This window comes from Nonomuraea sp. CX421, from assembly GCF_059358955.1.
Window position 1 is genome coordinate 67,636 of the sequence record NZ_JCADBK010000007.1, and the last position, 23,775, is coordinate 91,410.

A 23,775-nucleotide genomic window follows, 5' to 3' on the forward strand; every position below is an offset into this window, starting at 1 on the left:
TCGGACTGATCATCGTCGGGGTGGGTGGCGTCGGGACGGTCGGATGGGGGGTGATCCGTACGCGATGTCTCCGATGGGGGGCGGGGTGGGCCGGAGGCGACCAGTTTGTCGGGGCGGTTCACCTGGCGCCGGGGGTGGCGCCGCTGCTCGGTCTCGGGTTCGGCCGTCGGGGAGCTGTACGGCCTGCGTCCTCTCGGAGGTTCCGCGGGCTCGTCATCGTCCGGAGTGGGCGAGGAGAAGGGCGGCAGACCCCAGGGAGAGGCCAGGGGTAAGCCTCTGGCCCGGTCGTCGGTGGGCCCGGGCGGCGAGTGCCGGATCCGGGGCTCGTGAGGAGACGGCGACGCGCCCTGGCCGTGCGACTCCGAGGCGGGTGTGCCTTCGTCGGAACGCGGGTCGTCGTCATCCGGCAGTCGCCGTGGCGGGTCGCTGGGGCCGGAGGCCACGCGGCGCACCTCCTAGTCGCGCTTGTCGAGCGGGTCCAACCTGGTCAACCGGGCAATGACCGAGCCCTCCCAAAGGCCGCTGGGACCGTTCCAGGGGTGCTCGTTCAGTTGATGTGCCTGTTTCAGGCTCCATGCACCAACAGCATGGAATATCGGCACGCGTCTACTCGTACCCCGTCGAACAGAGATGATCACCTCCGCCATCCTCGCCACCCCCACAGGATCCAGATCAGCATGCCTGGGCCGGAATGGCGAGACCTCTCTAGCGAGATTCCCGGAACCCCGGCACCGTTTATCCGGAAATAGTGCCGATCGACCGTTTTTTGGCCAGATAGAGCACCCCAACCGTGAAGACGCCCAGCTGCACCACGGTCCCCACCAGCGACTGCCACGGCACCTCCCCCTGCTGCAACGCCTCCTCCAGCCTGCCGGCGGCGGCGCTGAGCCCGAAGGCCACCATGTTGTTGACCACGTGCAGCCCGATCGCGGCCTCCAGCCCCCCGGTCCGCACCGCGAGCCACCCCATGACCACCCCGAAGCTGAACACGTCGATCAGCCCCACCCACGTGTATCCGTGCAACGACGCGAAGATCCCGGCCCCGATCAGAATTCCCCACGCCGGATTGCGCAGATGCGCCCCGAACGCCTGCAACACCCATCCACGGAAGAGATACTCCTCGGCCGCCGCCTGGACCGGCACCAGCAGCACCATGGCGACGAGCGCGGGCAGGAAGGCGCCCCAGCCGACCCACCCGAACAAGTCGGAGGTCTCCGCTCCCGTCAGGCTGAGCGCGATCACCTGCGCCGTCTGCCCGAGCGCGAGGGCCAGCACCCCCAGCGCGGCGAAGCGCAGCACCCACGCCCATCTCAGCCGCCCGGCGACCGAGGACAGAGTCCCGGGCCGGCGCCGCTGCACCAGCGCGACCGTACCGAAGACCAGCGGCAGGACGAGCGCGATCGACAGCAGCAACACCACCAGCTCGAAGACCGGATCGCCGAAGTAGCTGCCGGGCCGCATCGGCGAGGAGACGCCCAGGAGCGTCGCGACCACCACTCCCCCGAACACCACGAATACACCGACCAGCAGGAACCCGCCGGCCAGGATGATCGTGCCGACGATCTGCCGCCACAGGCGGGTGTCAGGGGTCCGGGCGAGCTGGTCGTACCTGGCGCCGCGCGGGATCGGCAGGAACCAGGGCGTGGGCCGCGGCGCCGGCGGATAGGGATAGGCGGGCCCTTCCGGCGGCCGAGGGCCGGACGGAAACTGGGGTCCTGGGTTCTCCTGCATCTTTACATTGTGTCCACCTGATGCGCATTAGTTCACAGACGGACCGGCCATTTGAGCGGATGCTCGGGGAGGTACACATCTCGACCCTGGGAGCAATCCAATGTCAAGGCTGGGACCTGTCATCACCCTGGCGGCCGGAGCCGTGCTCGCCGCCGGGCTCGGTGTCGCCAGCACCACCGCGACACCCGCGGCGGACCCCACCGCCGCCACCGGCACCGCGCCCGAAACCGCGCCCGAAACCGCGGGCGAGCCCGCCGAGAACCCCGCGACCAGCGGCGACGCGACGCCGCCCGCCGGGGAGCCGTCCGCGAGCGCCAAGCCCACCCCGACCGAGACGACCGCGACGAAGATCGACTACGCGGGCCGCGTCCCCGGCAACGGCGGCCTCATCGCGATCTCCATCCGCGGCGGCAAGGCCATCGGCTACTTCTGTGACGGCAGGACGGAGGCCTGGTTCAAGGGCACCGCCGGGGCCGGCAAGGTCGGCCTCGAAGGCTTCGGCGGCGCCGAGGCCGGGGCGACGCTCGGCGGCGGCAAGGCCAAGGGCTGGCTGAAGGTCGGCGGCAAGAAGTGGAACTTCGACGCCCCGACGGTCAAGAAGCCCTCCGGCCTCTACCGCGCGACCGCGCAGGTCAGGGGTGCCAGGATCCGCGCGGGCTGGATCATGCTGGCCCGGCCGCAGGGCGGCTTCACGCAGGTGGGCACCGCCTTCGTGGACGAGAGGCAACTGGACGTCCCCGAGCTGAACAGCGAGCAACCCACCGCCCCCGTGACCGTCGACCAGGCCACCCTCTACCCCAAGGACGTCGACGGCTTCATCCAGGAGATGCGATGACCACCACCACGCGGCAGCCCTCTCACAGCCTCACCCCGCTGGTCGTGCCGTTGCTGGCCGGCGGCCTGGTGATGATCGCGCTCGGCGTCTACGGGAGGGTCCACACGCCCACCGGGTTCGCGGTGGGCCCCGCGGGCTTCTCCGCCGCGCTCCCGATGAAGGCCTGGCTGACCACTGGCGCCTTCGTGCTGGCGTTCGTCCAGGTGGTCTCCGCCCTGTCGATGTGGGGCAGGCTCGGGATCTCCATCCCGCCCGCCGTACACCGCTGGTCGGGCCGGCTGGCCTTCCTGCTCACCATCCCCGTCGCGTTCCACTGTCTGTACGCCCTGGGCCTGCAGTACGACGTGCCCCGGGTGCTCGCGCACTCGCTGCTCGGCTGCTTCTTCTACGGGGTGCTGACCGCCAAGCTGCTCGCCCTGCCCAAGCGCGGCCTGCCGGGCTGGTCGCTGCCCGTGCTGGGCGGGCTCACGTTCACCCTGCTCGTCGGGCTCTGGCTGACCTCGTCGTTCTGGTTCTTCACCACGATCGGGCTGAAGATCTAACCCTCGGGGCTGAACGTCCTGGTGCGGGCCAGCCCGGCGGCCCGCCCCTTGGCCGCGATGACGAGCGCCATCTTGCGTGAGGCCTCGTCGATCATCTCGTCGCCCAGCATGACCGCGCCGCGCTTCTCCACCGTCGTGTAGTACTCGTACGCCTCGAGGATGAGCTCGGCGTGGTCGTAGTCCTCCTGGCCGGGTGAGAACACCTCGTTGGCCGCGTCCACCTGCAGCGGGTGGAGCACCCACTTGCCGTCGAAGCCGAGCGCGGCGGCTCGCCGGGCCACCCGCCTGAACCCGTCGACGTCCTTGATCTGCAGGTAGGGCCCGTCGACGACCTGGAGGTCGTGCATCCGGGCCGCCATGAGCAGCCGCATCAGGATGTAGTGGTAGGCGTCGCCCTCGGTGTAGCCGGGCGGCTGCTCCCCCACGACCAGGGTCCGCATGTTGACCGACGCCATGAAGTCGGCGGGGCCGAACACCAACGCCTCCATCCGGCGGGACGCCCCGGCGATCGCGTCGACGTTGACCAGGCCGCGGGCGTTCTCGATCTGCGCCTCGACGCCGATGCGACCGACCTCGAAGCCCATCGTCCGCTCGATCTGGGTGAGCAGGGTGTCGAGCCAGACGATCTCGGTGGAGTCCTGGACCTTGGGCAGGATCAGGCAGTCGAGGTGCGCGCCCGCGCCCTCCACGACCTCGATCACGTCGCGGTAGGTCCACTGCGTGGACAGGTCGTTGACCCGGACCACGCGGGTCTTGCCGGTCCAGTCGCCCTCGCGCAGCGCGGTCACGACGTTCTTGCGCGCCTCCTCCTTGGCCATCGGCGCGACGGAGTCCTCCAGGTCGAGGAAGACCTCGTCGACGGGCAGGCCCTGGGCCTTCTCCAGGAAGCGGGGGTTGCTGCCGGGCACCGCGAGCACAGAACGACGAGAGCGCATGCGCACACGTTAACGGGGACGCTCCACAGCTTTCGGGCCGGGGTTACAGTCGTTGCTGTGAGCGACAACACCGTGGCCATCGAGGAGGGCGCCAAGAAGTCGGGCATCCTCTGGCTCACCCTCGACCGTCCACGCCTGGCCTGGCACGCCTGGCACGACGGCGGCATCTACCTCGTCACCGGGGGTGGCGAGCAGGTCCTGCCGGGGCTCGACGCCCTCGACCGGGTGCGCGTGACGCTGCGCAGCAAGGACAACGGCGCCCGGCTGGTGGAGTTCGAGGCCGCGGTCCGGGTGGTCGACCAGGCCGCCGAGCCCGACGCCGTCGCCGCGCTGGCCAAGGAGCGCCTCAACGCTCCCGACAGCGTCCACCTGACCGACCGGTGGGCGCGGGAGTCCACGGTGCTACGCCTCACGCCCACAGCCTGAAGTCGCCCACAGCCTGAAGCGCCCGCAACCTGAGCATCCGCTCTGGCCACCCGCTCTGGCCACCCGCTCTGGGCGCCGGCTCTGAGCGGCCACGGGTCTCAGGTCACGCGCACCGGCTCGGCCACCCCCGGCGCCGGTGAGCGGCGGGCCGAGGCGGTCTGCGCCAGCAGGGCGCCCGACAGGACGATCAGGCCGCCGATGACCTGGAAGACGCCCAGCGTCTCGCCCACCAGCGCCCAGGCGACCAGCGCGCCGCCGATGACCTCCAGCGACGCCACCGTGGCCCCGACCGCCGCCGACAGCCGCCGCACCGCGTTGACGCCCAGGATGTACGCCGTCACGGTGGCGATCAGCACCATCCACAGGTACGCCCCCAGCACCGGCAGCGTGACCCCGCCCTGCGGCGCGGCCGAGACGGTGAACGACTCCCACGGGATGCCCCACGGCCGGGCGAACGGGACGAGCACCACGGCCGCTCCGATCATGCCCCAGGCGATCAGCCCCAGCGGGTCGATATCGTCCCCGAAGCTATCGCTCATCAGGAAATATCCGGCGCAGCACGCCCCGGCCACCAGGCCCAGCAGCAGGCCGAGCCCGTCCAGCCGGAGCCCGTCCCACGCCTCCACGACGATGCCCAGCCCCGCCACGGCCACCACGGCCCCGAGGTAGGCGGCGCGGGCCAGCCTGACGCCCCGGACGAACCGCACCCAGATGACCACCATCACCGGCGCCATGTACTCCAGCAGCAGCACGATTCCCACCGGCAGCCGGGTGATGGCCACGAAGTACAGCGACTGCACTCCGGCCACGGCCACGATCGCGTACAGCGCGAAGAACGGCAGCCGGGAGCGGGGGATCCGCAGCGCGGCGGGTCGCAGCACGGCGAGGACGGCGAACAACAGCAACCCGGCGCCCGCCATACGGCACCACACGGCCTCGATCGGGGTCAGGCCGCCCTCGATGAGGTACTTTCCCATCGGTCCGGAGAAGGCGAAACAGGACGCTGAGACCAGCGCGAAGGCGAGACCGGCATTCCGCATGCCGCACCATCCAGAGTAAGTACCGTTAGCAACGCATGATCCTGACACGTAGGGCGTTCCAGGCGCAACGCCGCGCCACTGTTAGCCTGCTCACGTGAAGATCTTCGCGGCCCGCCTGGCCGGGACCTCGGTCTTCGACCCCGCGGGCGACCAGATCGGCCGCATCCGGGACGTCGTCGTCGGCCTGCGCGGCTCCCGTCCGCCAAGTGTCCACGGCATGGTCGTCGAGGTGCAGCCACGCCGCCGCGTCTTCCTGCCCATCACCCGCGTGCGCGGCATCGAGGCGGGCGCCGTGATCTTCACCGGCAAGCTCAACGTCCGCAGGTTCGAGAAGCGGACCACCGAGACGCTCGTCGTCGGCGAGATGCTCGACCTCGCCGTGACCGTCGGCGGCCAGCAGATGACCGTCTACGACGTGGCGATGGAGGAGACGAAGACCTCGACCTGGGAGATCACCAGCGTGGCCGTCTACCGAGGCAGGCGGCGCCGCGAGGCCAGGGTCGTCGACTGGGGCGAGGTGGCCGGCTTCGACGTGCTGCAGAAGGACCAGGGCACCGCCGGGCTGATCGCCTCCTTCGAGTCCATGCGCGCCGCCGACCTGGCCAGCGCCCTGCACGAGCTGTCCGGCAAGCGGCGGCTCGAGGTCGCCCGCGCGCTCGACGACGACCGGCTCGCCGACGTGCTGGAGGAGATGCCGCCCCGCGACCAGATCGGCATCCTCAGCACGCTGGAGCCCGAGCGGGCGGCCGACGTCCTGGAGGAGATGGGCCCCGACGACGCCGCCGACCTGCTGCACGACCTGCCTCCCGAGGAGGCGGCCCGGCTGCTCGCGCTGATGGAGCCGGGCGAGGCGGCCCCCGTGCGGCGGCTGCTCACCTACCCCCAGGACACCGCCGGCGGCATGATGACCAGCGAGCCCGTGATCCTGCCCCCGACCGCCACGGTCGCCGAGGCCCTCGCGAACATCCGGCTCAAGGACCTCACCCCGGCCATCGCCGCCCAGGTCTACGTGACACGACCGCCCACCGAGACCCCGACCGGGGCCTACCTGGGCGTGAGCCACTTCCAGCGGCTGCTGCGCGACCCGCCCTCCACCCTCCTGGGGGCCGCGCTCGACCCTTCGATCGACCCCATCAGGCCGGAGCTCAGGCTGCCCGACGTGGCCGCCTACCTGGCCAACTACAACCTCGTGGCGGCTCCGGTCGTCGACGAGCTGGGCAGGCTGGTCGGCGCGGTGACGGTCGACGACGTGCTCGACCACATGCTGCCGAAGGACTGGCGCGAAAGGCTGCACCCGTGACCAGCACCGACCGTCTCGACCAGCCCCGCGATCTACGCCGCACACTGCGCCCGCGCTACGACCAGGAGACCTTCGGCCGGCTCGCCGAGCAGATCGCCCGGTTCCTCGGCACCGCCAGGTTCCTCGTCTACATGACGGTCTTCGTCGGGATCTGGGGGATCTGGAACGTCTTCGCCCCAGAACTTCTGCGGTTCGACCCCTATCCGTTCATCTTCCTCACGCTCATGCTGTCGCTGCAGGCCTCGTACGCCGCACCGCTCATCCTGCTGGCGCAGAACCGCCAGGCCGACAGGGACCGCGTCCAGTACGAGCAGGACCGCGAGGCGGCCGAGCGCAACCAGGCGGAGATCGAGTATCTGACCCGCGAGATCGCCGGGCTGCGGATGGCCCTGAGCGAGGTGGCCACCCGCGACTATCTGCACTCCGAGGTGCAGCGGCTGCTGGAGGAGCTCAGGGAGCGCCGGTGAGGTCGAGCGCCGCCAGCTTGGCCAGCATCACGCGCACCTGCTCGATCTCGCCGGGGGCGAGCAGGTCGAGGAACTGGCTCCTGATGCCCCCCAGATAGGTGGGAGTCGCCTGGGCCAGCCGGGCGGCGCCGGTGTCGGTGAGCACGGCGTAGAGACCGCGCGCGTCGCTCGCGCACGCCTCGCGCTCCACCAGCCCGTCACGCTGCAGCCGGTCGATCAGCCTCGTCAGGCCGCTGCGGGACAGCAGCACCCTGCCCGCCAGGTCGTTCATCCGCAGCCGCCGCTCGGGCGCCTCCGCGAGCTGGAGCAGCACGTCGTAGGAGGCCAGGGCGAGGTCGTGGGCGACGAGCAGCTCCGCCTCAAGATGGCGGGTGACCCGCATCTGGGCTCGCTGCAGCATCCGCCAGACCGTCAGCTCCTCGGCGGTGAGGCTCTCGTCGTGCAGAAGAGTCACGGAGTAACCTTAGAACGTTGCACGGACACCCAAACAGCTTGGATTAACCGTGCCGGGGCACTGGTTCATACCATGGAGGGGCATCCTCACTGGCGTGCAGCGCCTGTCCTACATAGACGACAAAGGAGGGACGGCACTCCCTCGTGCCGAGACTTCGATGGCACCAACCCAGGAACAGGTGACGGCAGCGCTCGCCACCGTCATCGACCCCGAGATCCGTCGCCCGATCACCGATCTCGGCATGGTCAAGAGCATCGACATCGCCCCCGACGGAGTCGTACGCGTCGGCGTCTACCTCACCGTCGCCGGCTGCCCGATGAAGGACACCATCCGCCGCGACGTCACCGCCTCGATCACCGCCCTCGACGGTGTCACAGGCGTCGAGATCGAGCTCGACGTCATGAGCACCGAGCAACGCAAGACCCTGCAGACCAAGCTCCGCGGCGACCGGGGGCCCGAGAAGGAGATCCCCTTCAACCAGCCGGGCTCGCTGACCCGGGTCTTCGCGGTGGCCAGCGGCAAGGGCGGCGTCGGCAAGTCGTCCGTGACGGTCAACCTGGCCGCCGCCATGGCCGCGGGCGGCCTCAAGGTCGGCATCGTCGACGCCGACATCTACGGCCACAGCATCCCGCGCATGCTGGGCGCCTCCGACCGGCCGACCAAGGTCGAGGACATGATCATGCCGCCGGTGGCGCATGACATCAAGGTCATCTCGGTCGGCATGTTCAAGCCCGAGGGCAACAGCGCGGTGGTGTGGCGCGGGCCGATGCTCGACCGGGCGCTCCACCAGTTCCTCGCCGACGTCTACTGGGGCGATCTCGACGTCCTCCTGCTCGACCTGCCTCCGGGCACCGGCGACATCGCCATCTCGGTGGCCCAGCGCCTTCCGTCGGCCGAGATCCTCGTCGTGACCACGCCGCAGATGGCCGCCGCCGAGGTGGCCGAGCGGGCGGGTTCGATCGCGGCCCAGACGCACCAGCAGATCGCCGGCGTCATCGAGAACATGGCGTGGCTGCCCTGCCCCCACTGCGACGAGCGCATCTCGGTCTTCGGCGAGGGCGGTGGCCAGACGGTCGCCGACGCGCTCACCCGCACCCTCGGCACCCGGGTGCCGCTGCTCGGTCAGGTCCCGATCGACCTGCGGCTGCGCGAGGGCGGCGACGAGGGCAAGCCGCTCGTGCTGACCGATCCCGACTCTCCCGCCGCCGCCGAGCTCCGCTCGATCGCGGCGGCTCTGAGCAAGCGCTCGTCCAGCATCAAGGGCCTGCAGCTGGGTCTGTCGCCCAACCGCTGACGCCCTTTCGCTTCGGGCCCGCTCGTCCGCGAGCGGGCCCGCCGTGTTTCGCGGGCGTCAGGTCGCCTCGGAGTCGTACGGCGGGATCTCGCCATAGCCCAACGGGTCGACCGGCTCCGCCTCCGCGACGTAGGCCGCCGTAGCGGGCTCCAGCTCCCGAGGCCTGCCGTTCCAGTCCTTCTCCACGTCGTCCAGGAGGTGCTTGCGGACGAAGGTGCGCGGATTGAGGTCGGCGGGGTCGAAGTTGGAGAGCTCCGGCGGCAGCCCGGCACGCAGGTCCTCGCGCGCGTTGTTGGCCATCCGGCGCAGGTTGCGCAGCGTCTCGCCCGCCTGTGACGCCACCTGGGGCAGCTTATCCGGACCGAAGACGAGCAGCGCGATGACGATCAGCGCTCCGATCTCCATCCAGCCGAGTCCGAACACGGTGAGCTCCTACCGCAGTGAAATAGCTCCGAGGACGACCCCGGTCAAATCCCAGACTAAGGGCTAGCCGGGACAGCTCGGGCGCCCACCCACGCTGACGATCCCAAACCTGGACAGCTCCGTCCAGGGCGGTGACCCGTCGCGCATCCGGATCAGGACGGTGTGGCGACGGGTTCGTCGTCGGCCGTCACGGTCAGAGTGGCGGTGCGCTCCTCGCCGTTGCGCAGGTACTTGACGGTGATCTGGGAGCCGGGGGCCTTGCTGCGGATCAGCGCGATGAGCTCGTTGCCGTCCTGCAGGCGGAGCCCGTCGATCTCCATCAGCACGTCGCCCTCCTTGAGGCCTGCCTTGGCCGCCGGCCCGTTGGCGTCGACCGGCTGCCGGCCGTCGACCCGGTCGGTGGTGATGCGGACGCCCTCGCCCTTGTAGTCGCGGTCCAGCACGATGCCGATCTTGGGGCGCTTGGCCTTGCCGGTGCTGACGAGCTCCTCGGCGACGCGGCGAGCCTGGTTGACCGGGATCGCGAACCCGAGGCCGATGCTGCCGCTCTGGCTGCCGAGTGAGCGGCTCAACGTGGCGATCGCGGAGTTGACCCCCACGACCTCGCCCTTGCCGTTGACCAGGGGTCCGCCCGAGTTGCCGGGGTTGATGGCGGCGTCGGTCTGGATGGCGCTGATGTAGGCGGGCTCCTCGGCGGACGTGCCGCTCTCGTCTCCGGCGATGACCGGGCGGTTGAGGGAGCTGACGATGCCCGTGGTGACCGTGCCGGACAGGCCCAGCGGCGAGCCGACCGCGATGACCGGGTCGCCGACGACCACCTGGTCGGAGTTGCCCAGGGTGATCTCGGGGGTGCCGAACGTCTCCTCCGGCTTGACCACCGCCAGGTCGGAGCCGGGGTCACGGCCCACGATGCGGGCGGTCGTGGTCTTGCGGTTGTTGAACATGATCCGGATCTCGCCGCCCTTGGCGGCCATGGCGACCACGTGGTTGTTGGTGACCACGTAGCCGTTCTTGATCAGGAAGCCGGAGCCGGTCGCGCCCTCGGTGTTGCTGCCGTTGCCGACCTCCAGCGAGACGACGCTGGGCAGCACGCGCGACGCCACGCCGGCCACCGAGTCGGGAGGCCGGTTGACGGCGCCGCTGGGAGCTGGACCGAGGCTGTAGGACGGGTCGGTGCCGTCGCCGCTCCTGGTCAGCAGGTAGGTGCCGACGCTGCCGAGCAAGGAGGCCAGCAAGGCGATGACGACGGCCAGGACGACCATCAGACTGACGCTCGGGCCGCGCCTGGCCGTGGCCGCGCCCGGTGACCCGGGCGGCGGCGCCCACCCCTGCCCCATCCCGAGCGCGCCGCGCGGAGGCGGCGGGGGCACCTCGCCGCCGTAGGGAGGCGGGCCGGCCGAGGTGCCGAAGAAGGGGCTCTCGTAGGCGCGCGTCGACTGCGGGCCCGACGGGTCTCCGAAGCCGCCCTGAGCGGGCTGCGGGCCGGACGGGTCACCGAGAGGCCCCTGCGCGGACTGCGGACCGGGCTGGGAACCGGACTGCGGGCCCGACGGCTCACCGTGGGAGGCGGTCATGTACGGCCGGTCGGGCGGGCCGTACATCTCCGTGCCGGCGGAACGACCTGACGGATCGCTCCAGAGACCGAACGAGCTCGTCTCGGATCCCCAACCGGGCTGTTCCGGATGCTCATCAGCGGGCAGGAACTCCGGTCGCCCCTGTGAGCCGGGGAAGTCCGACGGTGTGCGTCCTTCGTTGGGGCGCGTCTCGTCGGTCATCTAACTCTCACCACTCCTTGCTCGGACACCGCAATCCTGGCGCGATCGGCATACGAGGGTCGTAAAGCAATTGTCAAGGATGCCCCCAGAAAGTGGGCACACCTGACAAAACCCGAACCCAGATCGTATGCCCCCGTCACCGCCGACTACGCCAACCGAGTATCCCAGCTCACCGGGCCAAGGTCAGGGTGTGGGCATCGGCGGCGTGGTGACCTGCGGGGTCGCGGGCCGGTGCTGGTTGAAGAGCTCGACCGGCGGGCTGGGGGTGGTCTGCCCCACTCCCGAGGCGGCGAAGAACGTGCCGAGGGCGACGGCCGCCGAGACCACGCCCACGGCGACGTAGGTCGAGCGCCGTCTAGCTCCACGGCCAGGGCCGGAAGCGCCGCCGGTCGCGTCCCTGCGCGGGCGGTTGTCCAGCGGGGCGATGCTGTAGGGGCCCGGGATGGGCACCCCGCCGAACGTCCGGGTAGGGAAAGGCCGCTCCCGGGGCGGCAGCGGGCCGCCCGGCTCCGACATCCGCAACAGCGACATGGTGAGATCGGCCGGCATGACCATGTCGTCGAGCGACCGCAGGCGCGACTTCAGCGCCCGCATCGACTCGACCTCGCGCCTGCACTCCGCGCAGAAGGTTAGGTGAGCCAGGGCACGCTCGCGTTCGGTGTGATTGAGCTCACCGTCCACCAGCGCGGATACGCGTTCTCCAAGATGTGACATATCAGACTTCCTCCCCACGGGTCCCCGACGGGAATGCTGGCGGGGGGAGTTGTGAATTACGGGGTGCCCGGTGGTCGAGCGCCTCCCGCAACTGCGCCCGGCCACGGTGGATACGGCTCCGGACAGTGCCCAGCTTGACGCCGAGCGTGGCCGCGATCTCCTCGTACGACAGCCCTTCGATGTCGCACAGCACGATCGCCGCCCGGAAGTCGGGAGTGAGCGCGTCGAGAGCGGCCTGGACGTCGGGCTCGAAGTGGGCGTCGTCGAAGGCCTGGGCCGGTGACGGCTCACGGCCGCGCAACCGCTCGGCCGCGTCGTCGGCGAGACCCTCGAACCGGATGCGCTGCTTGCGCCGCGCCATGTCGAGAAACAGGTTGGTGGTGATCCGGTGCAGCCAGCCCTCGAACGTGCCGGGCGTGTAGCTCGACAACGACCTGAAAACCCGGACGAAGACCTCTTGCGTGAGATCCTCGGCGTCATGGACATTGCCGGTGAGCCGGTACGCCAGTCGATATACGCGGGCGGAGTGAGTCCGCACCACTTCCTCCCAGGTGGGAGGCGTCCAATCAGACATGGGAGTATCGGCCTGGTGGTCACTATCGTCCACCAGCACTCCTCTCTCTGGGACCACCGCTACCGCCATAGTGCCTGGTTTCGTCCCTTCGTGCGTACTGCCTGCCTTCCGGACCGGCAAAGCCCGTTTAAACCTGCAACGCCGGAGGGCGCTCCTGAGTTCCCGTCCGGGCGTGTCTCCCCTAGGCTGCGACCGGTGACCAATCGCATGAAAGTGGGGGGAGGAGGCCGATGACCAGTCCGGTAGAGGCCACTCTGGCCTATGCGGAGCAGTTCCATCACGAGGATGAGATCCTGTACGCGGCGCGGCAGCGCGGCCTGGAGATGGGCGCCACCCCCATCCTTCCCGGAGGCGGGGCGGCGCTCTGCTTCCTGGCCACGGCGGTCAACGCCAAGTCGGTCGTCGAGATCGGCACCGGCTGCGGCGTCTCGGGCCTCTGGCTGCTCCGGGGCATGCGCCCCGACGGCACACTGACCAGTGTCGACGTGGAGCCCGAGCACCAGCGGCTGGCCAGGCAGGCATTCGCCGAGGCGGGCTTCTCCGGCGGCCGGGTGCGGCTCATCGCGGGCCGCGCGCTCGACGTTCTGCCCAGGCTCTCCGACGGCGGCTACGACCTCGTGTTCGCCGACGGGGCCAAGCAGGAGTATTCCGACTACCTCGCCGAGGCCGTGCGACTGCTGCGCGTCGGGGGCATCGTCGCCTTCGACAACGCCCTGTGGCACAACCGCGTCGCCGACCCGTCCCAGCGCGACCCGGAGACGGTCGCGCTCCGCGAGCTGGGCAAGCTCGTGCAGGGCGACGACCGCCTCCGCTCACTGCTGATGCCGCTCGGCGACGGCCTGCTCGCCGCCGTCAAGATCGCCGACTAGCCCCGGGTGAGCCACTCCAGCAGCACGCGCACCCCGAACCCCGTCGCGCCCTTGCTGAGGGTGCCCTCGTCGACGGTGCTGCGGCCGACGCCCGCGATGTCGAGGTGCGCCCACGGCCGCTTGCCCGCGAACTCCCGCAGGAACAACGCCGCCGTGATGGACCCCGCCCCGAAGGTGGAGCCGCTCTCGACGTTGGACAGGTCGGCGATCGGCGACTCCAGCGCGGGCGCGTAGTCGTCGATCAGTGGCATGCGCCACAGCCGGTCGTCGGTGGCCTGCCCGGCGTCGACCAGCTCGCGGGCCAGCGTGTCGTCGGTGGAGTAGACGGCTCCGACGTTGCGCCCGAGGGCGACCGTGATGGCCCCGGTGAGCGTGGCGACGTCGACGACCGCGTCGGGGTCGAGCTCGGCGTCGGCGTAGGCGAGCGCGTCGGCCAGCACCAGCCTGCCCTCGGCGTCGGTGTTGAGCACCTCGACCGTGCGGCCGCCGTAGTGCGTGATCACGTCACTGGGCCGCTGGGCGGTGCCGGACGGCATGTTCTCGGCCGCGGCGATCAGGCCGGTGACGCGTACGGGCGCGCCCAGGGCGGCCAGCGCCCCCAGGACGGCGATCACCACGGCGCCGCCCGCCATGTCGGTCTTCTGGGTCTTCATGTTCTCGGTCGGCTTGAGCGACAGGCCGCCCGAGTCGAACGTGATGCCCTTGCCCACCAGCACCACGTGCCGATCGGCGGGCTCGGCCGGGGTGTAGGAGAGCTGGATGAGCCGGGGCGGGCTGGCCGACCCCCGGCCGACGGCCACGATGCCGCCGAAGCCGCCCGCCTGCAACTGCTCCTCGTCCCAGATCCGCGTGGGCACGCCCTGCTCGGCGGCGCGCTCGGCGAGCCAGGCGGGGTTCTTCACGGACGAGGGCGTGTTGGCCAGGTCACGGGCGAGCGCCACGGCCTCGGCGACGGCCTGGGCGCGGCGTACGGACGCCTCGTCGGCGCCGACGAACCTCAGCGCGCCGACGGGCGTCTTGCCCGGCGCGCCGATGCGATAGGCGTAGGCGGCGAGCAGCGCGGCCTCGGCGAACACCGCCACGTCGCCGTCGGGCACCACCACGGCCAGCTCCGCGCGCCCCTTGACCCGGCGGGTCAGCGCCGCCGCGGCCTTGCGCAGCGCGCGTGGCGAGCCGTCGCCGACGCCGTAGAGCAGCACCCGGCCGACCCCGCTCCCGCGCGCCACGGGCACGTCCACGACCTCGCCGGGCTCGCCCTTGGCCTCGTAGTGGGCCAGCAGGTCGGCCACCGGCACCGGCAGGTCGAGCGCGCGGGACGGGATCAGGTCCTGGGCATAGGGGACGGCCACCAGCTCGGCGTCCGCGGGCAGGTCGGTGACCACCGACGCAGTGGTCTCAATCGGCACGGGAACATTCTCCTCGAACGTCAGCGACCCTGGCGCGAACGCCAGGGCCGTGGGGTCAGGTTGTCTCGGGAGCTCTCAGCCGACGACGTTCTTCAACGCCTCACCGAGCGCCTTTGCCTCGTCGGCGGAAATCTCCACGACGAGCCGGCCGCCACCCTCCAGGGGGACCCGCATGACTATGCCGCGCCCTTCCTTGGTGACCTCGAGCGGACCATCGCCGGTCCGCGGCTTCATCGCCGCCATGCGTGCATCCCTTCCTGCCTTGGGCTCCCGCGGCCCGCGATTTCGACCGCCCGTTAGGGAGGGCGGCGCATTCACGTCTTCTGTGATGTCCTATTCTCCCGCATCGAGAGCCCTCATGGGTAACGATCTCCTCCCAGAATGCGTTGTCCACGGTGGCCAAGACGTTCAAACTGGACTTCGTGCATGCTCGCGCCGCCCTCTTCGACCTCTACGGAGACCACCTGCGCACGCGCGGCGGGCAGGCGTCCGTGGCCGCTCTCGTACGCCTGATGAAGCCCCTGGAAATCGCCGCTCCGGCGGTGCGCACCGCCGTCTCACGGATGGTCAGGCAGGGCTGGCTGCGACCGGTCAGGCTGCCTCAGGGGCCCGGCTACGGGCTCACCCCCAAGTGCGTCAGGCGGCTGGACGAGGCCGCACTGAGAATTTACCGAGCCGGAACACCGAGCTGGCACGGACGCTGGCACCTGATCGTGCTCGAACCGGTGAAGGATCGCCAGCGCCGGGAGCGGCTGAGAGCCGATCTCACCTTCCTCGGCTACGCCTCGCTGTCCGAGACCGCCTGGATCGGCCCGCGCTCCTCCCCAGAGCTCGACAACCTCCTCGACGGCGAGGGGGTGCGGGCCGACAGGTTCGACGCGGCCCTGGAGGGCGTCTCGCAGGAGCTGGTGTCGCGGGCCTGGGACCTGACGGCGATCGGCGAGGCGTACGAGCACTGGCTGTCGGAGGCTGTCACGCTGGTCGGGGCGCTCCCCGACGGGGCCCCCGCCGATCAGGTCTTCGCGACCAGGAGCAGACTGGTGCACGGGTGGCGCAACTTCCTGTTCCGCGACCCCGGCCTGACCCCCGAGCTGTTGCCACCCGCCTGGCCTGGGGAGAAGGCCAGATCCTACTTCGAGCAGGAGGCAGCCCGCCTGCTGCCCGCAGCAGCCGCGTTCGTCGACAGGGAGTTATCGTGATCCGCTATGACGTGACCGACGCCGTCGCCACCGTCACCCTCGACCGCCCCGATGCGATGAACTCGCTGACGTCCGAGGTGAAGGCCGCGCTGCTGGAGGCGGTGCGCCGGGCGGCCGGCGACCCGGAGGTGCGGGCGGTGCTGCTGACCGGCTCGGGCCGGGCCTTCTGCGCCGGTCAGGACCTGCGCGAGCACGCCGCCAACCTGGAGGCCGGCCGCGGCCTGGCCAACACCGTGCGCGAGCAGTACAACCCGATCGTCGAGCTGATCACCACCATGGACAAGCCGGTCGTGGCCGCGGTCAACGGCGTCGCCGCGGGCGCGGGCGCGGCGCTGGCCTTCGCCTGCGACCTGCGGGTGGCCTCGGACAAGGCGAAGTTCGCGATGGCGTTCACGGGCATCGGCCTGGCGCCCGACTCCGGCGCCTCCTGGACGCTGCGACGGCTCGTCGGCCAGGGGCGGGCGGCCGAGCTGCTGTTGCTCGGCGAGCCGGTCGACGCCGCCCGCGCCCTCGAACTCGGCCTGGTCTCGCGCGTGGTGCCCGCCGACGACCTGCCGAAGGCCGCCCAGGAGCTGGCCGTACGGCTGGCGCAGGGCCCCACCCTGGCGTACGCGGCCACCAAGCGGGCACTGGCCCACGCGGCCACGCACTCGCTGTCCGAAACCCTGCGCGTGGAGGCCGACCTGCAGGACGAGTGCGTCGCCACCCGCGACCACCAGGACGCGACCAAGTCCTTCCTGGCCAAGGAGCGGCCGGTCTTCCACGGCCGCTGACCGGCCCGTAGGGGCGACCTCGCCGCCGGGCCGCGTGCCGCCGGGCCGCGTGCCGCCGAGCCGCGTGCCGCCGAGCCGTGCGCCGCCGGACCGTGCGCGACGTGCCGCGGGACACCGGGCCGTGCGCCGCCGAGCCGCGTGCCGCCGAGCCGTGCGCCGCCGGACCGTGCGCGACGTGCCGCGGGACACCGGGCCGTGCGCCGCCGAGCCGCGTGCCGCCGAGCCGTGCGCCGCCGGACCGTGCGCGACGTGCCGCGGGACACCGGGCCGTGCGCCGCCGGGCCGCGACACCGGCGGCCGGGAGTGATCAGGCACTCCCGGCGCGGGCCACACACCCCTCGATGTGGTCGTTGACCAGGCCGATGGCCTGCATCAGCGCGTAGGCCGTGGTGGGACCGACGAACCTGAACCCGTGCCGCTTCAGCTCCTTGGCCAGCGCCACGGAGCCGGGGGTGACGGCGGGGACGTCGGACATCGCCCTCGGCACGGGCGCGTCCGGGTCGGCGTGCCGCCACACCAGCTCGGACAGCCCGCCGGGCAGGTCGAGCGCGGCCCGCGCGTTGCTGATCGCCGCCTCCACCTTGGCCCGGTTGCGGACGATCCCGGCGTCGCGGAGCAGCCGCTCGACGTCGTACTCGGTGTAGGCGGCCACCTTCGGGATCGAGAACCCGTCGAAGGCGGCGCGGAAGTTGTCACGCTTGCGGAGGATCGTGAGCCACGACAGCCCGGACTGGAACGCCTCCAGCGACACCCGTTCGAAGACTCTGTCGTCACCTCGGACCGGCCGGCCCCACTCGTCGTCGTGGTAGGCGAGGTAGAGCGGATCGGAGATGCCCGCCCAGGCGCACCGCACCACCTCACTCACGAGGCGTCCCTCCACCGGGACCGCTGCCACGGGAGTCGTCGCCGTCGCGCCCCGCCTCGCCGTCCGGCGCGTCCTTCGTGTCGGCCGGAATGTCGGCCTGAGCGGCCGGAGTGTCCGCCTGAGCAGCAGGGATGTCCGCCTGGGAAACCGGGATATCAGCCTGGGTGTCCGGGAGGTCGTCGGCCCGGACGGCTTCGGGGCCGCGGCGCTCGACGCCGTTGGGGACCGGAAGCTCGGAGCCGGTGGCGAACGGAAGCTCGGAGCCCGTGGCGAACGGCGCCAGGGCGGCGGTGTCGAGGGACGGGACGGGATCGCCCGCCTCAGGCAGCTCCATGGACGCGGCGGGCGCCTCGGGCTCGTGGTCGGTGCGCAGGCCGCCACCGGGGGCGGCGTAGACCTCCTGCCGCGCGTGCAACCGGCTCGACAGCAGCTCGGAGACCCGCTGCTCCAGAACCGCGATCCTGGTGTCGCGGGCGCTGATCGCGTTGGCGGCCCGGCGCAGCGTCTCGTCGACGCTCTGCGTGTGATAGCCGACGAGGTTGACCGGCAGATGCAACGCCATGAAGTCGACCGCCGTCAGCTGCCCCGGCTCGGGCAGGTCGAGAGGCGGCACGTCCGGCGGGAACTCGGTCAGCTCACCGCCCCTGCCAAGGGATACCAGCACGACGCAGGCCAGGATGGCGAGCGCGGCGATGGCGAGTATGACCAGCACATTGGCATCGTACTCATACCATCGAGGCATGAGTCCCGCAGTTGTCGCGCCCGGTGAGCCTTTGGACCCCACCTGGACTCCGGCGGCCTCGCCCGCGCAGGCGTCCGCGCTGGCGCGGACGGGCGCGACCGTGCTGGTCACGCTGCCCGACGAGCTCGACGCGGCGCTCGCGGCGGCCGCGATCTACTGCTGGCACGGCGCGCAGGTCTTCGTCACGGAACATACCGATCAGGTACGGCTCGCCCTGGACATGACCGAGTCGCTGGCCGGTCGCCGCCCACCCGCCCTCACCCGTCGCGGTCTCGCCTGACGGGTCAGCCGACGGCCTCGCCGAGCTCCGCGACCGAAGGGCGGACCGGCGCCGGCCGGCCCTCCACATGGGCGAAGGCCTCGTCCACCGTGGTCGTCCAGGCGATGGCGTCGAACACGTTGGCCCTGGTGAAGCCCTCGTCGTACATGCCCTCGACGAGCCGGCGCAGCGGTGTGTAGAGGCCCCAGGGATCGAGGATGACCAGGGGGCGGTCGTGGATGCCGAGCACCCTGGCCGTCCAGATCTCGAAGAGCTCCTCCAGCGTGCCGATGCCGCCGGGCAGCACGAGGAAGGCGTCGGAGCGGGCGTCCATGACGCCCTTGCGCTCGCGCATGTCGGCGGTGACGATCAGCTCGTCGGAGTCGCGGTCGGCCACTTCGATGTCGACCAGGACCTGCGGGATGACACCGACGGTGTGGCCGCCGGCTGCCCGGGCAGCGGTGGTGACGGCGCCCATGCACGAGACGGTGGCGCCGCCGCTCACGAGGGTGTGGCCACGCCGGGCGAGCTCGGTGCCGACCTCCGTGGCGAGCTCCACGTACTTGGGGTCGATCTTCTGGCTGGAGGCGCAGTAGACGCAGACGTTCACGAGGCTCCAGCCTATTGCGGTTCGGCGAGGTGCGAGGCGGCGGCCTGCCGCTCCTCCAGGCTCTGCCGGGACCGGGCCCGGTCGGACTCGACGATGACCCGCACGGCCTCGTCGACGTCGTCGGTGACCGTGATCAGGTCGAGGTCGTGGGTGGCGATCTTGCCGGTGCCGAGCAGGGCCTTCCTGATCCAGTCGATCAGGCCGCCCCAGAACTCGGTGCCCAGCAGCACGACGGGGAACGAGGTGACCTTGCGGGTCTGCACCAGGGTCAGCGCCTCGAACAGCTCGTCGAGGGTGCCGAACCCGCCGGGCAGCGCGATGAAGCCGCAGGAGTACTTCACGAACATCGTCTTGCGTACGAAGAAGTAGCGGAACTCGATGCCGAGCTCGACGTAGTCGTTCATGCGCTGCTCGAACGGCAGCTCGATGCCCAGGCCCACGGAGATGCCGCCCGCGACCTCGGTCGCGCCCCGGTTGGCCGCCTCCATGGTGCCGGGCCCGCCCCCGGTGATGACGGCGTAGCCGGCCTCGGCCAGTGTCCGGCCGAGGTCGACGCCCATGGCGTAGTAGGCGTCGTCCTCGTCCGTGCGCGCGGAGCCGAAGACGGTGACCGCCCTGGGCAGCTCCGCCAGCTGCCCGAACCCCTCCACGAACTCCGCCTGGATGCGCAGCACCCGCCACGGGTCCATGTGCACCCAGTCGGCGGGCCCCTGCCGGTCGAGCAACCGCTGGTCGTGGGTGGACTCGGGAACCAGCGCGCCACGGACCACGGCCTGCCCCTGACGGCGTTCGCGACGTATCTTCTCCATGCGGATCACGCTAGTCCTCTTCCCCGGCTCTCGGGTCGCGGCCGGCGCCTGTCACTCGATGTGCTCACCGCGCGAAGGATCCGGCTGTGAGTCACCGAGAGGACATCATGGATGGCATAACCGCAGGTGGACGGCCCGTGTCAAGCTCGTAAAAAATCTTGAAAGAAGCAGGGAACCGAATTTCGACCCCCTCGCGTCTAACTGCCGAGGGTGCTGCTCGGGACTGAAAGTGGCTTTCCCCGCCAAATGGCCGGCGAGGAAAGCCACTTTCACGTTGTGAGCCAGTCGAGCATCGCCCGCTCGCTCTCCACGATCTTGGACAGCGACACGTACTCCCCCTGCTGATGCGCCAGGTTCGGATCGCCCGGCCCGTAGTTGACGGCCGGAACCCCCAGGGCGGAGAACCTCGCCACATCGGTCCATCCCAGCTTCGCCCGGGGCGTGCCGCCCACCGCCGCGGTGAAGGCGGCGGCCACCGGATGCGTGAGACCCGGCCGGGCGGCGGGCGCCGCGTCCACGAAGCGGACCTCGTATCCGTCGAACACCTCCCGCACGTGCGTCTCCGCCTCCTCCAGCGACAGGTCGGGCGCGAACCGGTAGTTGACCGTCACCACGCAGGCGTCGGGGATCACGTTGCCCGCCACCCCGCCCTCGACGCGTACGGCGTTGAGTCCCTCGTGGTATTCGAGCCCGTCGACCACCGGCCGCCGCGCCTGGTAGGCGTTGAGCCGGGCCAGCACCGGCTCGGCGCCGTGGATGGCGTTGACCCCGAACCACGACCTGGCGCTGTGCGCGCGCTTGCCCGTCACCGTGATCTCGGCCCGCAGCGTGCCCTGGCAGCCGCCCTCGATCACTCCGTCGGTCGGCTCCATGAGCACCGCGAAGTCGGCCGCCAGCCAGCCGGGGTGGTCGCGGCTCACCCGGGTGAGCCCGTTGCGCTCCGCCTCGATCTCCTCGCAGTCGTAGAAGACGAACGTGACGTCGCGGTTGGGGGCCGGCACGGTGGCCGCCAGCTTGAGGGCGACCGCCACGCCCGCCTTCATGTCGGAGGTGCCGCAGCCGTAGAGCAGGTCGCCCTCGACGCGGCTCGGCAGGTTGGCGGCCACGGGCACCGTGTCGATGTGTCCGGCGATCAGCACGCGCTCGCCGCGCCCCAGCGAGGTGCGGGCGACGACGGTCTCGCCCGACCGGTCGAGCTCGAGGTGCGGCAGCGCGGCGAGCGCCCGCTCGATCTCGTCGGCCAGTGCCTTCTCGGCCCCGCTCACCGACTCGAGGTCCACGATCGCCGCCGTCAGCGCGCGCACGTCCTGTGTCAGGTCCAGCATCAGGTATCGGCTCCATGTTCGCGCAGCACCTCGTTGAGGGCCGCCTTGTCGTGCCGCTGCCCGGGGTCCAGGCGCTTGATCACCAGTACGCAGGGCAGCCCGAACGTGCCTCCGGGGAACTCTCTCTGCCGGGTGCCGCCGACGGCCACGCACCAGTCGGGGATCCGGCCGCGGGCCAGTTCGTCGCCCGTCATCACGTCGATGACCGGGATCGTCGCCGACAGGATGGTGCCCGCGCCCACCACGGCGCCCCGTCCGACCCGGGCGCCCTCGACGATCATCGCCCGGCTGCCGATCAGCGCGTCGTCCTCCACGACCACCGGCACGGCGTTGGGTGGTTCCAGCACGCCGCCGATGACCACCCCGCCCGACAGGTGCACGTTGCCGCCGATCTGGGCGCAGGATCCGACCGTGGCCCAGGTGTCGACCATCGTGCCGGCGCCGATATGGGCCCCGATGTCGGTGAACGACGGCATCAGCACCACGCCGGGCGCCGCGTAGGAGCCCCATCGCGCGATGGCCCCCGGGACCACCCGGACCCCGTCGAACGTGGTCTTGAGCGGCAGCCGGTCATGGTGCTGGAAGTCGCCCACCTGCGACCTGGCCAGGCCGAGCACCTTGAACGCGAGCAGGATCGCGCGTCTGGCCCGCTCGTCGACGACCACCTCGCCGTCGGACACCTGGGCGACCCGCGCCTTGCCGGTGTCGAGCAGGTCGATCGCGCCGACCACCACGGCGCGGGCCTCGGCGTCGTTCGGCGACAGCTCCGCGCGCCGCTCCCAGAGGGCGTCGACGGCCCGTGGGAGCGGTGACGAGGTGCTCTGGTGACTCATGGCCACGGAGCCTATCTGGCCGGGTAGGTTTTTCAGGGTGCGCCTGCGCTTCTCCCGCGGAGTCTTCACCATCGCGGTCATCGTTCTCGTGCTCGCGGTGGGCATCTCCGTGGGCCTCTACGCGCTGCTCAAGAAGGCCAAGCCGCTGGCCGTGCCCGATGCCTCCTGCGTCGTACGGACTCCCCAAGGGTCGCTCGGCCTCGACATCGAGCAGGCGCAGGTGTCGGCCACCATCGCGGCCGTGGCGGCACGGCGCAGGCTGCCCGAGCGGGCCGTCGTGATCGCCTACGCGACGGCGCTGCAGGAGTCGAAGCTGCGCAACCTCGACCACGGCGACCGCGACTCGGTCGGGGTGTTCCAGCAGCGCGAGTCGCAGGGATGGGGCACGCAGAAACAGATCATGGACCCGGTCTACTCGACCAACAAGTTCTTCGCCGCGCTGGTCAAGGTCAAGAACTACCGCACCATCCCGCTCGCCGAGGCCGCGCAGGAGGTGCAGCGCTCCGCCGGCGGCTACGCCTACGCGCCCCACGAGTCCGACGCCAAGATCCTGGCCGCGGCGTTCACCGGCCGGGTCCCCCGGTCCGTGCACTGCTGGTATCCACCGGCCAAGGGCCAGACCGCCACGCCCGTGGCGCGCACCGGTGAGGCCCGCCGCCAGCTCGCGCGGGCACTCGGCGACACCACCATCACCAGCAAGCGGCGCGGCTGGCTGATCGCCGCCTGGTCGGTGGCCCACGCGCGCGAATACAGCCTGAGCCGGGTCGGGTTCAGCGGGGCCACCTGGTCCAACGACCTGGAGGCCGACGACTGGCGGTCCGGCGGCAAGGCGGGCGACCGCCGCGTCGAGCTGTCCTAGGACGCGCGGCTGACGATGTCGATCGAGCCGGGCGGCAGCGGCCGGGCGTAGCTGGCGGTCCATGCCCTGCCCTGGATGCGTTCGAAGGAGAGCAGCCGCCCGTCGGAGGCGCGGTAGTCGGCGAAGTCGAGCAGCCCGCGCTCCGGGTTGCCGGTGTCGCCCTCACATCGGAACGCCGCCGTGCCCCGCTCGATCGGGAAGAACTCGACGCCCTCCATGATCAGCATGCTCTTGGCGGGGACCATGCCCTGGGTGGGCACCTCGGTCCAGAGGAGCACCTCCAGGTGCGGCGGATCTCCCTGGGTGAGGCCCTGGCGCACTTCCACCGACAGCCACTGGAAGCGGCGGGTGCGGTCGCGGAGCAGGTATTCGGTCCACTGCTGGCCCTGCCACGACATGAACATCGCGCCCAGCACGCGCGCGGGCGAGCCGTGGACGTGGATCCGGTCTCCGACCTGGATGGTCCGGGGATCGGTGTAGTCGGACCCCGCATGCCCAGCCGCGCTCACCGGCGCCGGTAACGGGGTCTCAACGGGAGCGACCTCAACCGGCGGCGCGGCTGTGCGGTCCTTCCTGTCCTGGCGCAGGGTGGCCAAGAAGGCTCCCAGCAGCAGGAGGACGGTGGCGATGCTCAGCCCGAGTACGACCATGGAGGTCATGCTCATCGATCAGCTCGCTCCACTCGCGGTCTGCCTCGGCAAACGCCCTTATCAATA

General features: G+C 71.0%; 28 protein-coding genes. 11 read left to right on the top strand and 17 right to left on the bottom strand.

Features of this window, described 5'->3' with window-relative positions:
- Window positions 1-735: 735 nt before the first annotated feature.
- Window positions 736-1,731 (bottom strand): CPBP family intramembrane glutamic endopeptidase, encoded by a 996-nt coding sequence (locus AC5L3X_RS15225; RefSeq protein ID WP_494857525.1) that lies wholly within the window; start codon window positions 1,729-1,731, stop codon window positions 736-738.
- Between the two features lie 100 nt (window positions 1,732-1,831).
- Here AC5L3X_RS15225 and AC5L3X_RS15230 point away from each other — a divergent pair, with 100 nt between their 5' ends.
- Both AC5L3X_RS15230 and AC5L3X_RS15235 read left to right on the top strand, forming a co-directional pair.
- On the top strand, window positions 1,832-2,566 hold the full coding sequence (locus tag AC5L3X_RS15230) for a hypothetical protein (RefSeq protein ID WP_494857526.1): 735 nt from the start codon (window positions 1,832-1,834) through the stop codon (window positions 2,564-2,566).
- Window positions 2,563-3,108 carry a DUF6529 family protein gene (locus tag AC5L3X_RS15235; RefSeq protein ID WP_189124234.1) on the top strand — a complete coding sequence of 182 codons (546 nt, stop codon included), beginning with the start codon at window positions 2,563-2,565 and terminating at the stop codon, window positions 3,106-3,108. The genes AC5L3X_RS15230 and AC5L3X_RS15235 overlap by 4 nt, the downstream gene beginning before the upstream one ends.
- Here the strand turns inward: AC5L3X_RS15235 and AC5L3X_RS15240 are convergent.
- Window positions 3,105-4,043 carry an HpcH/HpaI aldolase/citrate lyase family protein gene (locus tag AC5L3X_RS15240; RefSeq protein ID WP_494857527.1) on the bottom strand — a complete coding sequence of 313 codons (939 nt, stop codon included), beginning with the start codon at window positions 4,041-4,043 and terminating at the stop codon, window positions 3,105-3,107. The genes AC5L3X_RS15235 and AC5L3X_RS15240 overlap by 4 nt on opposite strands.
- A 57-nt stretch (window positions 4,044-4,100) precedes the next feature.
- Here AC5L3X_RS15240 and AC5L3X_RS15245 point away from each other — a divergent pair, with 57 nt between their 5' ends.
- On the top strand, window positions 4,101-4,469 hold the full coding sequence (locus AC5L3X_RS15245) for a hypothetical protein (protein WP_225263012.1): 369 nt from the start codon (window positions 4,101-4,103) through the stop codon (window positions 4,467-4,469).
- Between the two features lie 98 nt (window positions 4,470-4,567).
- On the opposite strand, the gene AC5L3X_RS15250 is transcribed toward AC5L3X_RS15245, so the two are convergent.
- Entirely contained in the window at window positions 4,568-5,509 is a 942-nt protein-coding gene (locus tag AC5L3X_RS15250; RefSeq protein ID WP_494857528.1) for an EamA family transporter, read from the bottom strand.
- Window positions 5,510-5,603: 94 nt separating this feature from the next.
- Between AC5L3X_RS15250 and AC5L3X_RS15255 the strand changes: the two genes are divergently transcribed.
- Complete coding sequence (locus AC5L3X_RS15255) at window positions 5,604-6,809, top strand: magnesium transporter MgtE N-terminal domain-containing protein (protein ID WP_494857529.1); 1,206 nt, start codon at window positions 5,604-5,606, stop codon at window positions 6,807-6,809.
- A complete protein-coding gene (locus AC5L3X_RS15260; protein WP_494857530.1) occupies window positions 6,806-7,276 on the top strand; it encodes a DUF1003 domain-containing protein in 471 nt (156 codons plus the stop codon). The genes AC5L3X_RS15255 and AC5L3X_RS15260 overlap by 4 nt, the downstream gene beginning before the upstream one ends.
- Here AC5L3X_RS15260 and AC5L3X_RS15265 read toward each other — a convergent pair.
- Entirely contained in the window at window positions 7,260-7,730 is a 471-nt protein-coding gene (locus AC5L3X_RS15265) for a MarR family winged helix-turn-helix transcriptional regulator (protein WP_225263017.1), read from the bottom strand. The genes AC5L3X_RS15260 and AC5L3X_RS15265 overlap by 17 nt on opposite strands.
- A gap of 157 nt (window positions 7,731-7,887) precedes the next feature.
- On the opposite strand from AC5L3X_RS15265, the gene AC5L3X_RS15270 reads away from it, so the two are divergent.
- A complete protein-coding gene (locus AC5L3X_RS15270; protein WP_189124230.1) occupies window positions 7,888-9,024 on the top strand; it encodes an Mrp/NBP35 family ATP-binding protein in 1,137 nt (378 codons plus the stop codon).
- A 57-nt stretch (window positions 9,025-9,081) separates the two neighbouring features.
- On the opposite strand, the gene AC5L3X_RS15275 is transcribed toward AC5L3X_RS15270, so the two are convergent.
- From AC5L3X_RS15275 to sigE, 4 genes are all read right to left on the bottom strand, one after another.
- The gene (locus tag AC5L3X_RS15275; RefSeq protein WP_189124229.1) at window positions 9,082-9,447 is read right to left on the bottom strand and encodes a sec-independent translocase; all 366 of its coding nucleotides are present in this window, start codon (window positions 9,445-9,447) and stop codon (window positions 9,082-9,084) included.
- Between the two features lie 152 nt (window positions 9,448-9,599).
- Window positions 9,600-11,222 carry a S1C family serine protease gene (locus AC5L3X_RS15280; protein WP_494857531.1) on the bottom strand — a complete coding sequence of 541 codons (1,623 nt, stop codon included), beginning with the start codon at window positions 11,220-11,222 and terminating at the stop codon, window positions 9,600-9,602.
- Between the two features lie 183 nt (window positions 11,223-11,405).
- Window positions 11,406-11,936 carry an anti-sigma factor family protein gene (locus AC5L3X_RS15285; RefSeq protein ID WP_189124227.1) on the bottom strand — a complete coding sequence of 177 codons (531 nt, stop codon included), beginning with the start codon at window positions 11,934-11,936 and terminating at the stop codon, window positions 11,406-11,408.
- Between the two features lies 1 nt (window position 11,937).
- Window positions 11,938-12,579, bottom strand: coding sequence for an RNA polymerase sigma factor SigE (gene sigE / locus AC5L3X_RS15290; RefSeq protein ID WP_189124226.1), 642 nt, complete (start codon window positions 12,577-12,579; stop codon window positions 11,938-11,940).
- A gap of 161 nt (window positions 12,580-12,740) precedes the next feature.
- Between sigE and AC5L3X_RS15295 the strand changes: the two genes are divergently transcribed.
- Window positions 12,741-13,379 carry an O-methyltransferase gene (locus AC5L3X_RS15295; protein WP_494857532.1) on the top strand — a complete coding sequence of 213 codons (639 nt, stop codon included), beginning with the start codon at window positions 12,741-12,743 and terminating at the stop codon, window positions 13,377-13,379.
- Here the strand turns inward: AC5L3X_RS15295 and AC5L3X_RS15300 are convergent.
- The gene (locus tag AC5L3X_RS15300) at window positions 13,376-14,785 is read right to left on the bottom strand and encodes a leucyl aminopeptidase (RefSeq protein ID WP_494857533.1); all 1,410 of its coding nucleotides are present in this window, start codon (window positions 14,783-14,785) and stop codon (window positions 13,376-13,378) included. The two genes, AC5L3X_RS15295 and AC5L3X_RS15300, sit on opposite strands and share 4 nt — an antisense overlap.
- A gap of 75 nt (window positions 14,786-14,860) precedes the next feature.
- Complete coding sequence (locus AC5L3X_RS15305; protein WP_020545024.1) at window positions 14,861-15,028, bottom strand: DUF3117 domain-containing protein; 168 nt, start codon at window positions 15,026-15,028, stop codon at window positions 14,861-14,863.
- Window positions 15,029-15,180: 152 nt separating this feature from the next.
- On the opposite strand from AC5L3X_RS15305, the gene AC5L3X_RS15310 reads away from it, so the two are divergent.
- Window positions 15,181-15,984 carry a PaaX family transcriptional regulator gene (locus AC5L3X_RS15310; RefSeq protein ID WP_494857534.1) on the top strand — a complete coding sequence of 268 codons (804 nt, stop codon included), beginning with the start codon at window positions 15,181-15,183 and terminating at the stop codon, window positions 15,982-15,984.
- Window positions 15,981-16,757, top strand: coding sequence for an enoyl-CoA hydratase-related protein (locus AC5L3X_RS15315; RefSeq protein ID WP_189124222.1), 777 nt, complete (start codon window positions 15,981-15,983; stop codon window positions 16,755-16,757). Before AC5L3X_RS15310 ends, AC5L3X_RS15315 begins: the two co-directional genes overlap by 4 nt.
- A gap of 307 nt (window positions 16,758-17,064) precedes the next feature.
- On the opposite strand, the gene AC5L3X_RS15320 is transcribed toward AC5L3X_RS15315, so the two are convergent.
- Together AC5L3X_RS15320 and AC5L3X_RS15325 are read right to left on the bottom strand one after the other, a co-directional pair.
- Complete coding sequence (locus tag AC5L3X_RS15320; RefSeq protein ID WP_225263019.1) at window positions 17,065-17,622, bottom strand: DNA-3-methyladenine glycosylase I; 558 nt, start codon at window positions 17,620-17,622, stop codon at window positions 17,065-17,067.
- Window positions 17,615-18,334 carry a hypothetical protein gene (locus AC5L3X_RS15325; protein ID WP_494857535.1) on the bottom strand — a complete coding sequence of 240 codons (720 nt, stop codon included), beginning with the start codon at window positions 18,332-18,334 and terminating at the stop codon, window positions 17,615-17,617. The genes AC5L3X_RS15320 and AC5L3X_RS15325 overlap by 8 nt, the downstream gene beginning before the upstream one ends.
- A 28-nt stretch (window positions 18,335-18,362) precedes the next feature.
- Between AC5L3X_RS15325 and AC5L3X_RS15330 the strand changes: the two genes are divergently transcribed.
- The gene (locus tag AC5L3X_RS15330; RefSeq protein WP_494857536.1) at window positions 18,363-18,644 is read left to right on the top strand and encodes a hypothetical protein; all 282 of its coding nucleotides are present in this window, start codon (window positions 18,363-18,365) and stop codon (window positions 18,642-18,644) included.
- Window positions 18,645-18,648: 4 nt separating this feature from the next.
- Here AC5L3X_RS15330 and AC5L3X_RS15335 read toward each other — a convergent pair whose 3' ends face one another.
- The 4 genes from AC5L3X_RS15335 to AC5L3X_RS15350 all read right to left on the bottom strand — a co-directional run bounded on the left by AC5L3X_RS15335 (window position 18,649) and on the right by AC5L3X_RS15350 (window position 22,200).
- On the bottom strand, window positions 18,649-19,233 hold the full coding sequence (locus AC5L3X_RS15335; protein ID WP_494857537.1) for an LOG family protein: 585 nt from the start codon (window positions 19,231-19,233) through the stop codon (window positions 18,649-18,651).
- A gap of 11 nt (window positions 19,234-19,244) precedes the next feature.
- Window positions 19,245-20,042 (bottom strand): LOG family protein, encoded by a 798-nt coding sequence (locus AC5L3X_RS15340; protein ID WP_494857538.1) that lies wholly within the window; start codon window positions 20,040-20,042, stop codon window positions 19,245-19,247.
- Between the two features lie 269 nt (window positions 20,043-20,311).
- The gene (dapE, locus tag AC5L3X_RS15345) at window positions 20,312-21,367 is read right to left on the bottom strand and encodes a succinyl-diaminopimelate desuccinylase (protein WP_494857539.1); all 1,056 of its coding nucleotides are present in this window, start codon (window positions 21,365-21,367) and stop codon (window positions 20,312-20,314) included.
- On the bottom strand, window positions 21,367-22,200 hold the full coding sequence (locus AC5L3X_RS15350) for a 2,3,4,5-tetrahydropyridine-2,6-dicarboxylate N-succinyltransferase (RefSeq protein WP_494857540.1): 834 nt from the start codon (window positions 22,198-22,200) through the stop codon (window positions 21,367-21,369). The genes dapE and AC5L3X_RS15350 overlap by 1 nt, the downstream gene beginning before the upstream one ends.
- Window positions 22,201-22,237: 37 nt before the next feature.
- On the opposite strand from AC5L3X_RS15350, the gene AC5L3X_RS15355 reads away from it, so the two are divergent.
- The gene (locus AC5L3X_RS15355) at window positions 22,238-23,059 is read left to right on the top strand and encodes a hypothetical protein (protein WP_494857541.1); all 822 of its coding nucleotides are present in this window, start codon (window positions 22,238-22,240) and stop codon (window positions 23,057-23,059) included.
- Here the strand turns inward: AC5L3X_RS15355 and AC5L3X_RS15360 are convergent.
- Window positions 23,056-23,724 (bottom strand): DUF4178 domain-containing protein, encoded by a 669-nt coding sequence (locus tag AC5L3X_RS15360; protein ID WP_494857542.1) that lies wholly within the window; start codon window positions 23,722-23,724, stop codon window positions 23,056-23,058. The two genes, AC5L3X_RS15355 and AC5L3X_RS15360, sit on opposite strands and share 4 nt — an antisense overlap.
- Window positions 23,725-23,775 lie beyond the last annotated feature (51 nt).

What these genes read in the sequence shown, in the direction of transcription:
- AC5L3X_RS15360 (WP_494857542.1), bottom strand. Translation starts at nt 23,724, where the DNA reads ATGAGCATGACCTCCATGGTCGTACTCGGGCTGAGCATCGCCACCGTC.
- AC5L3X_RS15235 (WP_189124234.1), top strand. Translation starts at nt 2,563, where the DNA reads ATGACCACCACCACGCGGCAGCCCTCTCACAGCCTCACCCCGCTGGTC.
- AC5L3X_RS15285 (WP_189124227.1), bottom strand. Translation starts at nt 11,936, where the DNA reads ATGTCACATCTTGGAGAACGCGTATCCGCGCTGGTGGACGGTGAGCTC.
- AC5L3X_RS15225 (WP_494857525.1), bottom strand. Translation starts at nt 1,731, where the DNA reads ATGCAGGAGAACCCAGGACCCCAGTTTCCGTCCGGCCCTCGGCCGCCG.
- sigE (WP_189124226.1), bottom strand. Translation starts at nt 12,579, where the DNA reads ATGGCGGTAGCGGTGGTCCCAGAGAGAGGAGTGCTGGTGGACGATAGT.
- AC5L3X_RS15305 (WP_020545024.1), bottom strand. Translation starts at nt 15,028, where the DNA reads ATGGCGGCGATGAAGCCGCGGACCGGCGATGGTCCGCTCGAGGTCACC.
- AC5L3X_RS15240 (WP_494857527.1), bottom strand. Translation starts at nt 4,043, where the DNA reads ATGCGCTCTCGTCGTTCTGTGCTCGCGGTGCCCGGCAGCAACCCCCGC.
- AC5L3X_RS15340 (WP_494857538.1), bottom strand. Translation starts at nt 20,042, where the DNA reads ATGGAGAAGATACGTCGCGAACGCCGTCAGGGGCAGGCCGTGGTCCGT.
- AC5L3X_RS15350 (WP_494857540.1), bottom strand. Translation starts at nt 22,200, where the DNA reads ATGAGTCACCAGAGCACCTCGTCACCGCTCCCACGGGCCGTCGACGCC.
- AC5L3X_RS15230 (WP_494857526.1), top strand. Translation starts at nt 1,832, where the DNA reads ATGTCAAGGCTGGGACCTGTCATCACCCTGGCGGCCGGAGCCGTGCTC.
- AC5L3X_RS15270 (WP_189124230.1), top strand. Translation starts at nt 7,888, where the DNA reads ATGGCACCAACCCAGGAACAGGTGACGGCAGCGCTCGCCACCGTCATC.
- dapE (WP_494857539.1), bottom strand. Translation starts at nt 21,367, where the DNA reads ATGCTGGACCTGACACAGGACGTGCGCGCGCTGACGGCGGCGATCGTG.
- AC5L3X_RS15250 (WP_494857528.1), bottom strand. Translation starts at nt 5,509, where the DNA reads ATGCGGAATGCCGGTCTCGCCTTCGCGCTGGTCTCAGCGTCCTGTTTC.
- AC5L3X_RS15280 (WP_494857531.1), bottom strand. Translation starts at nt 11,222, where the DNA reads ATGACCGACGAGACGCGCCCCAACGAAGGACGCACACCGTCGGACTTC.
- AC5L3X_RS15295 (WP_494857532.1), top strand. Translation starts at nt 12,741, where the DNA reads ATGACCAGTCCGGTAGAGGCCACTCTGGCCTATGCGGAGCAGTTCCAT.
- AC5L3X_RS15330 (WP_494857536.1), top strand. Translation starts at nt 18,363, where the DNA reads ATGAGTCCCGCAGTTGTCGCGCCCGGTGAGCCTTTGGACCCCACCTGG.